The 14,674-nt window shown below is 44.6% G+C and carries 13 protein-coding genes; 4 read left to right on the top strand and 9 right to left on the bottom strand.

Features of this window, described 5'->3' with window-relative positions:
- Nucleotides 1–308 precede the first annotated feature (308 nt).
- A complete protein-coding gene (locus JOC33_RS13620; protein WP_205093110.1) occupies nt 309–608 on the bottom strand; it encodes a hypothetical protein in 300 nt (99 codons plus the stop codon).
- Between the two features lie 121 nt (nt 609–729).
- Nucleotides 730–1,623, bottom strand: coding sequence for a DMT family transporter (locus JOC33_RS13625; RefSeq protein ID WP_205093111.1), 894 nt, complete (start codon nt 1,621–1,623; stop codon nt 730–732).
- A gap of 254 nt (nt 1,624–1,877) precedes the next feature.
- On the opposite strand from JOC33_RS13625, the gene JOC33_RS13630 reads away from it, so the two are divergent.
- Complete coding sequence (locus JOC33_RS13630; protein WP_205093112.1) at nt 1,878–2,990, top strand: hypothetical protein; 1,113 nt, start codon at nt 1,878–1,880, stop codon at nt 2,988–2,990.
- Nucleotides 2,991–3,009: 19 nt separating this feature from the next.
- Here JOC33_RS13630 and JOC33_RS13635 read toward each other — a convergent pair whose 3' ends face one another.
- Nucleotides 3,010–3,720 carry a Type 1 glutamine amidotransferase-like domain-containing protein gene (locus JOC33_RS13635; RefSeq protein WP_205093113.1) on the bottom strand — a complete coding sequence of 237 codons (711 nt, stop codon included), beginning with the start codon at nt 3,718–3,720 and terminating at the stop codon, nt 3,010–3,012.
- Between the two features lie 232 nt (nt 3,721–3,952).
- On the opposite strand from JOC33_RS13635, the gene JOC33_RS13640 reads away from it, so the two are divergent.
- Nucleotides 3,953–4,822: a DMT family transporter gene (locus JOC33_RS13640; protein WP_205093114.1), complete on the top strand. Its 870-nt coding sequence runs from the start codon at nt 3,953–3,955 to the stop codon at nt 4,820–4,822.
- A 69-nt stretch (nt 4,823–4,891) separates the two neighbouring features.
- Here the strand turns inward: JOC33_RS13640 and JOC33_RS13645 are convergent, their stop codons facing one another.
- Together JOC33_RS13645 and JOC33_RS13650 are read right to left on the bottom strand one after the other, a co-directional pair.
- Nucleotides 4,892–5,065, bottom strand: a complete 174-nt coding sequence (locus JOC33_RS13645) for a hypothetical protein (RefSeq protein ID WP_205093115.1) — start codon at nt 5,063–5,065, stop codon at nt 4,892–4,894.
- A gap of 119 nt (nt 5,066–5,184) precedes the next feature.
- Nucleotides 5,185–6,288, bottom strand: coding sequence for an NADH:flavin oxidoreductase (locus JOC33_RS13650; protein WP_275576998.1), 1,104 nt, complete (start codon nt 6,286–6,288; stop codon nt 5,185–5,187).
- Between the two features lie 168 nt (nt 6,289–6,456).
- Here JOC33_RS13650 and JOC33_RS13655 point away from each other — a divergent pair, with 168 nt between their 5' ends.
- Both JOC33_RS13655 and JOC33_RS13660 read left to right on the top strand, forming a co-directional pair.
- A complete protein-coding gene (locus JOC33_RS13655) occupies nt 6,457–6,894 on the top strand; it encodes a CHRD domain-containing protein (protein WP_338054525.1) in 438 nt (145 codons plus the stop codon).
- Nucleotides 6,895–7,243: 349 nt separating this feature from the next.
- Entirely contained in the window at nt 7,244–7,921 is a 678-nt protein-coding gene (locus JOC33_RS13660) for an STAS domain-containing protein (RefSeq protein WP_338054534.1), read from the top strand.
- A 196-nt stretch (nt 7,922–8,117) separates the two neighbouring features.
- On the opposite strand, the gene JOC33_RS20660 is transcribed toward JOC33_RS13660, so the two are convergent.
- From JOC33_RS20660 to JOC33_RS13675, 4 genes are all read right to left on the bottom strand, one after another.
- Nucleotides 8,118–8,768, bottom strand: coding sequence for a beta galactosidase jelly roll domain-containing protein (locus JOC33_RS20660; RefSeq protein ID WP_338054526.1), 651 nt, complete (start codon nt 8,766–8,768; stop codon nt 8,118–8,120).
- Between the two features lie 41 nt (nt 8,769–8,809).
- Nucleotides 8,810–9,853: a glycoside hydrolase family 35 protein gene (locus JOC33_RS20665; protein ID WP_338054527.1), complete on the bottom strand. Its 1,044-nt coding sequence runs from the start codon at nt 9,851–9,853 to the stop codon at nt 8,810–8,812.
- A 15-nt stretch (nt 9,854–9,868) separates the two neighbouring features.
- Nucleotides 9,869–11,935 (bottom strand): beta-galactosidase, encoded by a 2,067-nt coding sequence (locus JOC33_RS13670; RefSeq protein ID WP_205093116.1) that lies wholly within the window; start codon nt 11,933–11,935, stop codon nt 9,869–9,871.
- A 78-nt stretch (nt 11,936–12,013) separates the two neighbouring features.
- Nucleotides 12,014–14,638 (bottom strand): glycosyl hydrolase 53 family protein, encoded by a 2,625-nt coding sequence (locus JOC33_RS13675; RefSeq protein WP_205093117.1) that lies wholly within the window; start codon nt 14,636–14,638, stop codon nt 12,014–12,016.
- Between the last annotated feature and the right edge of the window lie 36 nt (nt 14,639–14,674).

The raw sequence follows: 14,674 nt of genomic DNA on the forward strand, positions 1-14,674 counted from the left end.
TCACCCCCGACAAGCTTAAGACGAACCTCGCCGTGGCGGTCTTTGCCACAGAGAGGGTTGGCTTAAGACCTCGAGGGGGCAGGCGCTGGAGCTGGATGAAACAAAAGCGGAAGCGCCTTGCTCACCCCCGACAAGCTTAAGACGAACCTCGCCGTGGCGGTCTTTGCCACAGAGAGGGTTGGCTTAAGACCTCGAGGGGGCAGGCGCTGGAGCTGGGTGAAAACATCCGTAAAAGGGTTACCTAAACCATCTATATAATTTGAAAACGCTCAAGGGGCTGCTCCCTTGAGCGTTTTATTGGTTAGATTTTAATTGGCAAAATTCTTGAACTGCGGGGCATGGAGGCGAGCGAATTTAATGATTTGCTCATATGTCTCTTCTGCAACATCTTTTCTCGTCAGGGCGTAGACGTTTACTGTACCTTCATCAATGATTTTGATTCTGGCCCCGCCGCGGACGTATAAGGTCACATAAAGAAATGGATCCAGCAATTCATTTACAACAAGAAAATCTTTAGGGAAATCGGCAGTGATAATCAAGCGGTCTTCTACCTGTTTGAGTGATAGCTTGCTGTTGCAATGTAGATTATTCACATGGTTGAGATACAATATCTGGCACTCCTTTAGTTTCTATTATCGTGTAACACTCGATAATACTCGCCATTCATCCCAAATATACCATCAAAATTTTAAGGAAATGTAAAATCGCTCCTACATTAAGCTTTCCCTATTAACTTCTGGAAATTCCCGGTCTCCATCCTCTTCTTTTCCCAGGGGAAAAAGAAAGCAGCAATAATGCGAAGAATATCAGGAAGACTCCTGTCCACGCAACAGGTGTAAGGACTTCGTCTAACAGAAATACACCTAATATTGTAGCTGTCAATGGCTCAGCCAAGGCTAATGTTACCGCGAAGGAGGAAGGCACGTTTTTCAGCCCCTTCGTGTAGAAATGATAGGGCAAGGCAGTTGCGATGAGTCCCAGATGCAGAGCTACAAGAACCCCATTCATTTGAAAAAGCCATGCTGTATCATAAATAAATAACAATGGAGTCAGCATAATGGCGCTGCATGTGAACACAACTCCTACCACTGCCTCAGGAGATTTCGTTTGCAATAAATTTTTGTTGAACATCGTGTAAGCGGCAAAAGACAATCCCGCCCCAACAGCAAGCACGATTCCCGTTATATCAATGGTCACTTCCTGACTGCTTGTAACCAGGCAGACGCATCCGGTGATGGCAACCATTGTAGAAACCCACCATTTCCAGGCAGGAAAACGATTGGTATACACCCACTCCAACAGTCCTGCAAGTATCGGGGAACTACCGATTGCAACCATTGTCCCCACTGCTACACCTGTCTGGGCGACTGCTGAGAAGAATAACAACTGGTAGCTGGCCATACTGACAGCGGCGAGCATAGTCGGCCCGTCAAACAGATGACTTCTGCTGAGTGACATCCTCATAAGAGCGTATAGGAAAAGCACAAATCCCCCGATTGCAAGCCGCATCGTACCGACGATAATAGGGGATGCACCAGATGGAGCAAATGTTTGTGCTGTACCTGCCGTTCCCCATAACGTTGCTGCCAACAAAATAAGCAGTAACGCCCCCCTGCTTTCCATCGGCCTTCCCCTCCATTCCAAACTCAATTGTACTTCTTTATGAATCGTACCTATATTCTACAACAAGAAATTTCCAGGTAAAAACAAAAGCTTCTCACAGTAAAGCATTAACGCATTGGAGGGCTTCCCCCCATTACAGTTTCATTTCTATTTATTTAAAAGACTCCCGTTTCGAATATCCTATGATAAAATGTAGGCTCCTTTTTCTAGTAGACTTAAATGCTTGGGCAGAGCGCATGAAAGGATGTGTCCGTATGAAAAAACTTTCTTACCTGATCACTATATTATCGTTGATTGTCATTCTTGCTTCATGTTCGGATTCTACCTCGACAAATCCAGAAGACCAGCACCAAAATTCTCAAAAAGAAGAAAATCACAATACGAAGGAAAAAAAATCATCAAACAATAAGGAAAACAGCACTGATGCTCAACAGCCTTTTGAAGCCTTAAAACCATCAGAGGATGCGAAGCCGCTTAAAGAGAAACTGTCTGAAAAAGAGCAAAAGCAGATGCCTGCGCCAGAAGCAGCAGGCAGCAAGCAGGCGAGATCGATTCCTGCAGGACAAACGCTTGTGAATGGTGCAAAAGATAAGAGTAATGGACCTTTAAAGAACCATCGGCTTGTTGCTTATTACGGTCATCCTAATTCGACAGAAATGGGAATAGTTGGGGAAATGGAACCGGAGGCGATGATGAAAAAGCTAAAGGAGCAGGCGCAGGTCTACTCCGATGCAGATCCTTCACGACCGGCTGTTCCGACCATAGAACTGATTACTACTGTCGCACAGCGTGACCCCGGCCCCAATGGGAAGTACTATCGAATGACTCCGGAAGAGGATATTGAAAAGTATGCCAAGCTTGCTGAAAAACATAATGCCCTGCTCTTGTTAGATGTACAACTTGGGAAGGATTCGGTCATGAATCAGGTCAAATTAATCGAAAAATGGCTGAAACGTCCTTATGTACATCTCGCGATTGATACAGAATTCCATGTAGGCAAAGGGGAAGTCCCCGGCGAAGACCTTGGCCAGGTGAACGGAGCAGAAGTCCAAAAAGCGGTAGAATACTTATCTAAATTAGTAGAAAAACAGGATTTGCCCGATAAGTTTATTTTAGTCCATCAATTTACAGACGCAGCCCTTACCAACAAAAAAGCTATCAAACCGACCGAGAACGTGGAAGTTGCCCTTAATTTCGACGGATGGGGAGTTTCCTCCGATAAACACGAGGGCTACCGGAAATATGTCCGGGAAGAAGCCACCCAGTACGGAGGGTTCAAAGTTTTTTATAAGAAAGACGAACCTGTCATGAACCCCCTCGAGGTCATCAAACTCGACCCCAGTCCCGCAATCGTAAACTATCAATAGGGGACAGTCCCCCGCCGCTTTAACGCAGTGGGGGACTGTCCCCCAAATATTCCGTTTCAAGTTCTATTTCTTTTACTCCTTTATCATAAAAGACTTTATATGCTTTCGCATCAGGTTTTGAACTTACTATTTTACTAACTTCGTCATCTACGAAATGAATGCCCACCCCATCATCAGCTGCAACACCTGGCTTTATTTTATGAGAAGCAATAAGTTCATGATAAGTGGGTCTTCTTTCTGTTTCCCCATCGTAATGAGGACAGTTGCTCCCTTTTAAGAAACCCAGGCATCGTAAAGGCTCGAGCTTATCACCATAAGAATCGGTAACCCCTTCTTCAAACCAACAAATGGAGCCTGCACTGACACCAGCGAGTACAACTCCTTGCTCCCAAGCTTTCCTCAGTATCTGATCCAACTCCCATTCCTTCCATAAAGCCAGCAGATTCTTTGTATTTCCTCCTCCAACATATATAATATCTTTTTCTAGTATATACCCTTCTAAATCACGAGTAGGTGGTTTAAATAAGGATAGATGGGAGGGCTGGCATTTATGATTTTCTGCAAAATCATAAAACCAGTCTAAACAAACTTCTGCATCCCCACTCGCTGTCGGAACATAACAGATTTTCGGACTAGCTTTCCCTGACTGTTTCAAAATGTACAGATCAAGTAACGGATTTTCAGGTTCCGTGGAAAATCCTCCCCCTCCTAGTGCAATGATTTGTCTCATATTAACCATCCCCTTCGCAATTGGGTTAATTTTTGCTCAGCTTCTTAACTGGTACCACAGGGACAATTTATCAAACGCCTGGGTTGTTGGAACAATGTAGATAACATGTGAACTGATTTAGGTTTACCTATAAGAAATTAAAGGAATTGCCACCTACATCTTTTAAATCAGGAGCGTAAAAAGTCGCATTTAAAAAAAACTCGTATCATTACTTACTTTTAGGAGGCACTCAATGAGGTTCAAAGGTGTAGGTTTAGTCATTTTGGCCGCTGTATGCTGGGGTATCAGCGGAGGAATTGCAGATATTTTAATGACCAAGGGCTGGGATCCTATAGTCATTTCACTGTACCGAGGAGCTGTCGGTTTTTTATGCTTTTTTGCGTGGTTTCTCTTTCGCTTTAGACAAAATTGGAGCTCCTCTCCTCGTTTATATGTCTGGTCCATATTGGCAGGTGTTGGGGTAGCCGGCAATTTCACATTTTATTTTCTCAGTATCCAAGCCTCAAGCATTGCTGTTGCCGCCACTTTAATGTACACAGCACCTGTGTTTGTCCTATTATTCTCTTTTTTACTACGGATTGAACGTTCTACCTGGTTTAAATGGGGATGCATTGCCGGTGTACTCATGGGGATCATTCTGCTTACAGGTGCTTACAACACAGATGCGATTTCCGTGAGTTTTCCAGGGGCGGCAGCTGGGATTGCTGCTGGACTTTCCTATGCGTTGTTTATATTCGGGTTTAAAAACGCCTCTTCTATCGGAAAGCCGCAGACCACCTTAACTATCGCTTTTTTTTCATTTTGTCTCGTGTTATTTCTATTTACGGACAAGAGTAAGGCAGCAGCTGCGTTAACATCCAGCGATATAGGTTGGTTTCTCTTATTAGGGCTTGTAGGTGCCGGTATTTCATTTATATTGTATGTCATCGGCATACGATGGACTGCCGCATCAACTGCTTCGATGGTCGCTATGGTAGAGCCGGTGACTGCTTCTTTATTTGGAGTACTCTTGCTCGGAGATCATTTGACCATCATTCAAACCCTTGGAATGGCGCTCATCCTGGTTACGATCACCGTACTTAGCGTGAAGCAGTCAGACTGATTTTTCCAGTCAGTTCCATTCCCCGTTAAGTATATCTATAAAAACGTAATATCGCCTACTGCCACTAAACTAATCGAAATAGAAATACAGGATGATGAAGTAGAAGATGGCAACTACAGTGATAAACGTCAACGCCTCTACTATATCGCTTGTAGGATATTCCGATAGTTTCATAAGGAAGTACAGCGGCCAGCTAATGTAGGAAATAACACCAAGCAAGTAAAAAAACTTTTTATCTTCCATAGCTACCTCCCTCGTTGTTCGAATAATTTTTACCCTAGCATTTACGAGAATATGGCAAAGAAGTTTCATAATCCCCAAAAAAAGGCGCAGTTCCTCCATCGGAATTGCGCCTTTTCCTTTTAATATAACTTTTTCAAAGCTTCTTTATCAAATGGCAAAAGGTCATCAGCCCTGCCTTCATGCACTTTTTTCACCCATTCAGGGTCCTGCAAAAGGGAACGGCCGATGGCGACCAGATCAAATTCTCCTTTATCAAGCTTCGTTAACAGCCCGTCCAGGCTTGTCGTACCTGCTGCAGAAAAGCTGGTGAATTCGCCATCCAGACCGACGGAGCCGACTGCGATGACAGGTTTTCCGGTAAGTTTTTTCGTCCAGCCTGCCAGGTTCAGATCTGATCCTTCAAATTCCGGTTCCCAGAAACGTCTTGTAGAGCAGTGGAATATATCTACGCCTGCTTCTGCCAGTGGTTTCAGAAAACGTTCCAGCTCATCTGGATTTTTGGCAAGCTTCGCTTCAAAGTCATTCATTTTCCACTGGGAGAAACGGAAAATGATCGGGAAATCAGGTCCTACTTCCCTGCGGCACGCTTCAATTATTTCCACAGCGAATTGTGTTCTGCCGACAAGGTCACCACCGAAACGATCCTCCCGACGATTTGTCTGTTCCCAGAAAAATTGATCGATTAAGTATCCGTGAGCACCATGCAGTTCAATCCCATCAAAACCTAGCCGTTTGGCATCAGCTGCGCCTTGTGCATAGGCCTCCACCAATGCTTCCACTTCTTCAGTGCTCGGCGGATCGGTGACCTGTTCTCCATCCAGACTAAGGCCGGATGGACCTACGGGCATGGCCTCCTCGTTCGGCAAGTCCCCTTTTTTCCTGGTCATTCCCACATGCCAAAGCTGGGGAACGATTTTCCCGCCAGCACGATGGACTTCCTCCACTACTTTCCCCCAGCCTTGGAGAGCTTTTTCCCCATGGAAAAGCGGAATGCTGTCTCCTGCTACAGCGGCTGGATGATTGATGCCAGTTCCTTCTGTTACAATCAATCCAACTTCATTCTCGGCACGACGACGATAGTAGGCAGCCACATCTTCGTTTGGTACGCCATTCGGAGAAAACTTACGAGTCATCGGTGCCATCACTGTACGGTTCGGTAATTGTATTTTTTCACTCATAAATGGTCGGAATAATGGTTCTGTCGTTGTTTTTGTTTGATTCAATTATTTTCCTCCTTTTACCCTGATGCTCATCATTATTGCAAATTCTGCCAGGGAAGAAAAGAATTTTGACTTCAAGATATTACAATAGGTTATGAATCAAAGAGGACTACCTATACCGATTCAGTTGGACTTACATAAGCTATCGTATACAGACAGGAGGTGAAAATCGTGGAGAAATTCATTGCTAAGCTTAAAGGGGAAAACGAAGTACCTCCAGTAAGAACAGAAGCTTTTGGCGTGGCAAAGTTTGTTGCCGACCGCCATCGAAATAAAATTAAATTCCAATTAGAGGTCTTTGACATCAGGAACTTCATTCAAGCTCATATTCATTTTGGCGCCCGTAACGAAAACGGACCAGTTCTGGCTTTCCTTTTTGGCGAAAATGTAGAAACCATCGAGCAGCAAAATGGGATAAGCACCCGTAAAGGCGTTATTACCGGAGTCATTACCAACAAAGATATTGTCCGTAATAATGTAGGCGTGCGTAGTGTCCGTGATTTACTAAAACTGATGGAAAAAGAACTCACTTATGTAAACGCCCATACCGAACAGAACCCTGCCGGGGAAATCAGGGGACAAATCATCCCTGTTAAAAACGTATATTAGGCAAATGTAAAAGGATATGGAGATTCTGCATCGTCCATATCTTTTTTATGTCTACTAATTTTATCACTGTATCGACTTTCCCATACTATAAACTCTTAAAAGAGACGTAGGACAGCTGCCATTTAATAAGTTAGTTGGTCTTTATTAAAACATCCGTTATAATTATATTATTATTCAAGCATCACTGGGAGGCGTTTTTATTACAACAAAAGAGTTTGAATTCTTAAGACCCATCACTTCTTCTATCCTTGAAAAGATCGAAGAATTAGCTGAACATCTCCACCCTCAGGAAAATAGTAAAAACGACTTCGTCAATGAGCTGCTTCCATGGCGGAAAAGATTGATAGAAGTGTATGCCAGATCTATCATTCTGGAAGAGGAAGAAGCCGTTGAAGCTCTGGAAGAATGGGGTAGACAAGTTTCCGGAAAACTGGTTTCTCTCAGGCTGCCATTAGATATAGCCCTGGCAGAAATCAGTCATTATCGAGAAATAATCGGAGACCACATTAAAGAGGAAGCGAAAGAACAGCAGCTGACTTTTGATGAATTTTATCAAATCGTCGCTAAATTTAATCGCACAGTTGATAAGGCCGTACTCATGACCAGCCGCTCTTTTATGGATGATTTTGAAGATACCATCAAAAAAGCCCAATACGCGGTCAATGAATTATCGATACCTGTCGTACGAATTACCGAAGAAGCCGGCATCATTCCAATCGTCGGCGAAATTGATACCAACCGTGCACAAATATTAATGGAAAACGCCCTCTCAGAAGGAATTAAATTTGATTTAGATACGATCATCATCGACTTGTCAGGTGTCTCCATCATCGACACCATGGTCGCTCATCAAATTTTCAGAGTCATCGATTCCTTAAAACTGACAGGAATAGAAGCAATTATAAGCGGAATTCGTCCTGATATCGTACAGACAATGGTAAGTCTCGGGATCGATATGAAGCACGTGGAAACTTACAGCAGTCTTCACCGTGCCATAAAAAAAGTGGTAAATATAACAACAAATTAAGAAAAAGAGGCAGCCCGTAAGCTTATACCTTACTTACCCTGCCTCTTTTCTTGTTTTATGCTTTGCCCATGCACAAAATCAAAGCCAGGATCACTACTCATCACTACCCTTGACGGAAGAATCGGAAGCCGGTTGCTAAGAGGGGCGATGTACATAGAAAAACCGCAGATGTCATTCATCTACGGTCCTTTCCCTTCTATTTTTCGTAAACAGCTGCTTCCTTCTCCAACATATGTCGATCTAAAAGTTCGACTTCATTGGTCATCGTATGTTCGAGCTCCAGTACAACCAGCTCGTTTCCTTTTTCTTTCAAGAGAGGGCCTGGCAGATAAAGCCGTTGCTGTGGCCCGGCTGTATTCCAATACCTCCCTAAATTAAAGCCGTTGACGAAAATATTGCCTTTGGTAAAACCTTTGCTGTCAATGAAGGTATCCTGTGTACCTGGTGCATCGAAGGTTCCGCGGTAAAACTTCGGGAACCGGCTACCTCCTTTTGCCTGATATTCCTCTGGCAGCACTTCCAATTCAATGGCATACATTTCCCAATGGAAAAAGTATTGTTCACCAAGCCAGAGATTGCTGGTTAACCCTTTTTTGTCTGCCAGGTGTTCTCCGTAATTGGCTCTGCCCATATTTTCAACCAATATCTCTAATGTGTTGGTTACCTCTGGGAATTTCAAGAGGACTTGTCGTTTTTTATCATTTTTATAAATCGTAGTTTCATACTTTCCGTTAATATACACAAAAGCGCGGTCATGGATGTCGTCGATCCGCATGCTTAACTCGCCTTTTTTGGTAACTTCCGTGCGATATAGTGTATAACCATACGCCTGGTCGATTGCCTCCATGGGAAGTGGAGTGAGGTGTTCGACTCGTCTGCTGATTTGACTTAGCGTATCAAATAAGCTGACGGATTCCTCCCATACTCCCTGGAAGTAATGGTGCTTACATAGTCTTCCGGCACATTTATGTATTCGCTTAACGTACGTTTCACAGCCCTGTATTTCTCAGTGATTTCCCCGTTTTCAGTCAGGAGACTATCGTAATCATAACTTGTAATCGTAGGATAGTAGATGTCGTAATGGTTTGCTCCATTCATAAAACCGAAGTTTGTACCACCATGAAACATATAAAAATTGACCGAGCTTTTTTTCTCCAGCAGTTCCTTAAAAACCTGGGCGGCATCCTCTGCATTCCTTGTGTGGTGTTTTCCCGTCCAGTAGTCAAACCAGCCTATCCAGAATTCGGCAACCATTTTCGGCGAACCTGGTTTCATTTCTTCGAGTTCCTGAAACGCACGATCGGCCTTGGAACCGAAGTTCAGCGTGGTTGTTACATGTGGCAGGGAACCTTGCCGGATAAATTCCGGCCCATCAGAAGTAAACAAAAAGGTATCAAGTCCATGTTTTTGATACTCCTCCTTAAAAAAAGAAAGGTAAGCCTGGTCGTTCCCATATGCCCCGTATTCATTTTCGATTTGCATGGCAATGATCGGCCCGCCGTTTTGATATAAATAAGGCCGGAATTTTGGAAGCAGCACGTCATAATATTCTTCAATATGTTTTAAATAGACGGGATCGCTGCTGCGAAGGACGGTCCCGCTTTCCTTTAACAGCCAGGAAGGAAGCCCGCCCATTTCCCATTCTGCACAAATATATGGGGACGGCCTGATTATGACATACAACCCTAATTCATGGGCTGACTCGATAAATCGCTCAACATCTGCTATTCCTGAGAAACGAAACTGTCCCTTTTTCGGTTCGTGCAGGTTCCAGGGAATATAGGTTTCCACTGTATTTAACCCTAATGCTTTCAATTTCTGCAGTCTGTCTTCCCAATATTCCGGTACAGTACGGAAATAATGGATTGCTCCGGACAAAATTTGAAATGGCTGTTCATCTAAATAAAACGCTCCATTTTTTGCTTCCAGCATCGTTATCCTCCAATTTCAAGCATGTAATTCTTTCTTCAAAATAGCTGCTTCATTTTTCTTCAGGTCAATGTTGCCGAAAACGGTGTTTCCATCGACTAAATTGGTAAACTCGCCCTCTGGCAATTCAACCGTCTGCTTTTCCCCGCTGAAATTCATAAGAAAAATGAAATCATGCTGCCCATCGGTACGCTTTTGAGCCGATACACCCTCCGGGAGTTCAGCCTCGATGGATTTTTTAATCCCAATATCATCAACCAATTTAGTGAAAAATTCATTATGAAATGGCTGTGTGTTTCGGGAGGCCACGTAATAGGCTTTGCCTTTTCCGAGTTGATTGACCGTCAGCGCAGGACGCCCAGCATAAAAGTCGTCTTGATAGGAAGCCAGCGCTTGTGCACCTTCTAAGTGAATCAAATCGCATAGCTCGTACGCCGTGTATTCGCCTTCAAACCCCAGGTCATTTTTATGGACTTTGATCAAATTGGTCTGCCCGTCATACAATCCGTCGATTTCTTCTGACCAGATCCCAAGGGTTTTACGGAGAGGGCCTGGAAATCCTCCCAGGAAAGTTAAGTCATTTTCATCCACGATGCCTGACCAGTAAGTCGCGACAAACGTACCGCCTTGCTCCACGAACTTCTCTATTTTTTCGCCAACTCCCGGTCTGACCATATACAGCATCGGGGCAACCACCACTTTGTATTTCGAGATGTCCTGATCCATATCGATGACATCGACAGGCACTCCCTGTTTCCAGAAGGCCTGGTAATGTTCGGTAACGGTTTTTTCATAGTTCACACCCAGATTACGAGGCCCCTGGGCGTCTTTGACCGCCCATCTGTTTTCTGTATCAAAAATGATGGCTGCTTCAGCATCAACAGCCGTTCCAACAATGGCATCTAAGTGATCAAGTGTTTCGCCGACCTGTGCTACATCATTAAAAACCCGCGTGTGTTCATGACCTGCATGGTCCACGACTGCACCGTGGAACTTTTCGCTCGATCCCCTGCTTTTTCGCCATTGGAAATATTGAACAGAATCCGAGCCATGGGCCACCGCCTGGAGGGATGCCAGCAAATGCATCCCTGGCCGCTTCAGCTTACTGACTGGCTGCCAGTTGGTCATACCAGGCGTGCTTTCCATCAGTAAAAATGGCTGACCGCCCTTGAGGGAACGGAACATGTCATGATTCATTGCCACCCAGGAAGCGTGATGAGCATCACTTACCTCATCCTTCCAGATGGGATAAGAATCCCATGAAACGAAGTCCAACGCATCCGCAAACTTGGCATAATTAAGCTCTTCAAAGGCTTCCATAAAATTCGTAGTGACAGGAAGATCCGGATTAACTGCTTTCAGAGGTTTTACCTCGTGTTTGAAAAAATCCAGTGTCTGATCGGTGACAAACCGCTTCCAATCCAGGTTCAATCCATGGACCTTCGTTTCCCCATGAGGTGCTGGTGATTCAATCTGGGACAATGAGGTATAAGTATGGCTCCAGAATGTCGTCCACCAGCTATGGTTTAGGTCATCAAGCGTTTGATACTTGTCTTTCAGCCATTCACGAAAGGCGTCCTGACAATACTCGCAATGACATTCCCCGCCATATTCATTGGAGATATGCCAGCCGATCACTGCCGGGTGATCAGAATACCTGTCCGCTAACTTGCTGTTCATGATCGCTACTTTCTCCCGGTAAACAGGAGATGTATAGCAATGATTATGCCGGGAACCGTGCAGGTTTCTGACCCGGTTCGCACCGACCCGGAGCACTTCCTCGTACTTTTCCGACATCCATGCCGGTCTGGCCCCGCTCGGTGTAGCTAAAAACGCATAGATTTCATTTTCAGCGAGCCTATCCAGCACATGATCTAGCCATTCAAAATGAAAAACGCCTTCCTCCGGCTCCAATTTCGCCCAGGAAAAAATCCCTACGGACATTACGTTACATTTGGCAAGCTTCATTAAGCGGATATCTTCTTCCAGGATTCCCGGGTACTGCTCCCACTGCTCCGGATTGTAATCAGCTCCGTGGAGTATTTTGGGAATATTTGTACTGACAGGAGGATATTTTTTAGTCATCTAATCACCTTTCTCCGTTAGAAATGTAACAAACTCCTCTGCCTCCCTTTACGGATGAATACAAGGGAGTTTGTCCTGTTATTTTCTCTCCAGAACCACATGATCCAGATAGCCAGTGTAAGAACCACTGGTATGGGCATCAAAATTAATTTTCAGAATCCCATTATCCACTTTAATATTTTCTACGGTATACTTTCTCCAGATCATTTCACCACCAGGTACTGCGATCGTTTTTACTGTACTATTGTAAGTTTTTCCTTGTGTAAAAGCGGACAGGCTCATGTTCGTTTCATCGGCAGTCTGGTGATCCCCTCTTGCATATACAGACAGGCTGTATTCCCCGTCCGAAAGATTTTTCACTTTCTGACTCAGTTTGAGACTTCCTCCTGCGTCAAGTGAAAATTGAAACGAGTGATCTCCGGCATAAGCTTTGGTTACAAAATCATCCGGTGTAATGACTTCGGCAGCTGCTCTTTTAGGTTTCAGTTTCCAGCCGCTTAAGTTTCCTGTTTCAAACCCGCCGTTTGCAATCAGATCATCACTATAGTCATAAACGGCTTTATAGCTGGCACTGACCACCGGGCTGTATTCTAAAGCCGTTGTCTCCCAGCCCCATTGACCTGGAACATAATGGTATCCGGAACGTTTCGCGGCAGTTTTAATCGTCACGTTTTTCGCAATCTGAATCGGTCCGGCATAAATGCGTATTGAGTCATAGGGTTTGACGTATGGGGCGCCCACCAGCTTTCTTGTTGAGCCAGTCCCGTCTATCGGGCTTGCTCCGTCAAGGGTGAAAAAGATATCTGCATTAGGAGTCGCTGTCTCCAGCTCAATATAGCTGCCCCCTTCTATCACATGCCTGGTGGAGTAGGAGTACCCATTTTCCTTTGTCACATCTACGTAACTTCCATCAGACAAACTGAATGTCGGTGCATGGGCTTGAGCGGAATCAGATTCTCTCACAATCACGTGAGCAAAAGCATTTTCTTCTTTACCAGCTACACTGCCAAAAACAATGTATTCCCCAGGCTTGTTCACATCTACCTGTTCAATATCCTCTTCATTCCATGTTACGGACTGTTTAGTAAAGGTCCGTTTGGTATCGCCCATCATGCCATTTTTTTTCACTGCCATGATTTTTTCAGGCAAATGAAGAGAGTCCCCCTGATTGATAACAACCTGAGTTTCCCAGCCATACGCGTATTCCTCCGCTTCTGCCGGGACTTCCTGATCTCCTCTCACCAGCTCGAACGCTTTTACGGATGGAAGGACATAGCCGTTGATATCAAATAACCCTGCTACTTCCCAACCAGTACCATATGGCGTCGCCCAACCTGTCGTACTGCCTGGCAGCCAGGCTGGTTCCCAGTAAAATACCCCGAGTCCCTTTTTATTGTTGATGCTTGCAGCCACATTGATCACTTCACGAAGAGCAGTTGCCTGACCTTGGACAGAAGCAGCCAAGCCTACTGTACTGATATCTCCATGTTTGAAGTTCTGGGGTGTGTCATCTCCTGCATCTTTCTGAATCGTCCAGGGATAGGCAGTTTCCGCTATGAATGTATATTTATCGTATTTCTCCGTGATCTGATTCAAGTTTTTCTGAACTTCCTCGTATGTCCCATGCCAGGAAGGGTAATACGAAGCGCCTATCGCATCATAATCGACGTTGTTCTTCTCCATGGCCAACGCAAAACTGTTATACAGCCACTGATTATTTCCATTAGCAAGGTGTAAAGACACCAATGCTTTCTTTTCAGGGTCGTCTGCATGAGGATCCGTCTGTTGTACTGCTTTCACACCTGCTTTGAAAATATCCACAGCGACCGGGTTGATATCTCCATTCGAAGTAAGGTTGAATTCCTGTTCCAGAATATCGCTGTTCGTCTCATTGCCGATGCCGACCATGTTCGGATATACTCCTGCCTTCTTCATTTTGTTTAATGACTCTGTCGTAAACTTCTCGACGGCATCCACTAATTCCTGCTCTGATAAATCCTCCCATTCCTTTGGTTTTATCTGCTGGCCGGGATGGGCCCAGAAATCACTGTAATGGAATGTAACGAACAGCTTCATGCCTCGTTCCTTGGCCTGCTTGGCAAGAGCGATTGTTGTATCGATATTGCTGTTCCCCCCGCCATATGGATTTCCAAATTTATCGTAAGGATCATTCCATACGCGGAGCCTCACCCAATTGACGCCATTTTCCTCGAGAATATCAAACAAGTGGGATTCTTCCCCGTTTAAATCATAGAATTTTTTCCCTGCCTCCATGATGCGATACAAAGAAGAAACGTCTGCCCCCATCATGAAATCCGGACGATTATTGTTTTTAAGCTCCGGTACAGGTTCAACGATCGGTGTCGGTCCAGCAGTGACAGTAACTTCACTGGTCTCCTTGTAAACTTCACCGTTTTCCCCTGTAGCGTTCAGCGTAATGGTGGCCTGTCCTGTACCCAGGGCATCGATCCTCCCTGTCTTCGCGTCTACTTCGACAACATGTTCCTTGTCGACTTCCCATGTATAATCCTTAATTGTTATTCCATCGTTGGATGTAAATTGCAACACAGAGAAATCTCCGGGTGTCATCGTCTTATCCCCGCCTGTTATTTCAACAGGAGAACTAGCAGCCGATACGACTGGACCAAAAGACAGCAGCATTACCAATAAAAAGGACAAACGAAGTATCTTTCCCATTTTCATATAAGCTTTATCTCCTTTTCTTTACAATCTAGAAAA

Origin of the sequence: Thalassobacillus pellis (genome assembly GCF_016908295.1) — a bacterium.
Classification (GTDB): Bacteria; Bacillota; Bacilli; order Bacillales; family Halobacillaceae; genus Thalassobacillus; species Thalassobacillus pellis.

Excerpts from the sequence above, each read along its gene's own strand:
- JOC33_RS13675 (WP_205093117.1), bottom strand. The coding sequence starts at position 14,638 with ATGAAAATGGGAAAGATACTTCGTTTGTCCTTTTTATTGGTAATGCTG.
- JOC33_RS20660 (WP_338054526.1), bottom strand. The coding sequence starts at position 8,768 with ATGGAGGCAATCGACCAGGCGTATGGTTATACACTATATCGCACGGAA.
- JOC33_RS13630 (WP_205093112.1), top strand. The coding sequence starts at position 1,878 with ATGAAAAAACTTTCTTACCTGATCACTATATTATCGTTGATTGTCATT.
- JOC33_RS20665 (WP_338054527.1), bottom strand. The coding sequence starts at position 9,853 with ATGCTGGAAGCAAAAAATGGAGCGTTTTATTTAGATGAACAGCCATTT.
- JOC33_RS13670 (WP_205093116.1), bottom strand. The coding sequence starts at position 11,935 with ATGACTAAAAAATATCCTCCTGTCAGTACAAATATTCCCAAAATACTC.
- JOC33_RS13645 (WP_205093115.1), bottom strand. The coding sequence starts at position 5,065 with ATGGAAGATAAAAAGTTTTTTTACTTGCTTGGTGTTATTTCCTACATT.
- JOC33_RS13635 (WP_205093113.1), bottom strand. The coding sequence starts at position 3,720 with ATGAGACAAATCATTGCACTAGGAGGGGGAGGATTTTCCACGGAACCT.
- JOC33_RS13625 (WP_205093111.1), bottom strand. The coding sequence starts at position 1,623 with ATGGAAAGCAGGGGGGCGTTACTGCTTATTTTGTTGGCAGCAACGTTA.
- JOC33_RS13640 (WP_205093114.1), top strand. The coding sequence starts at position 3,953 with ATGAGGTTCAAAGGTGTAGGTTTAGTCATTTTGGCCGCTGTATGCTGG.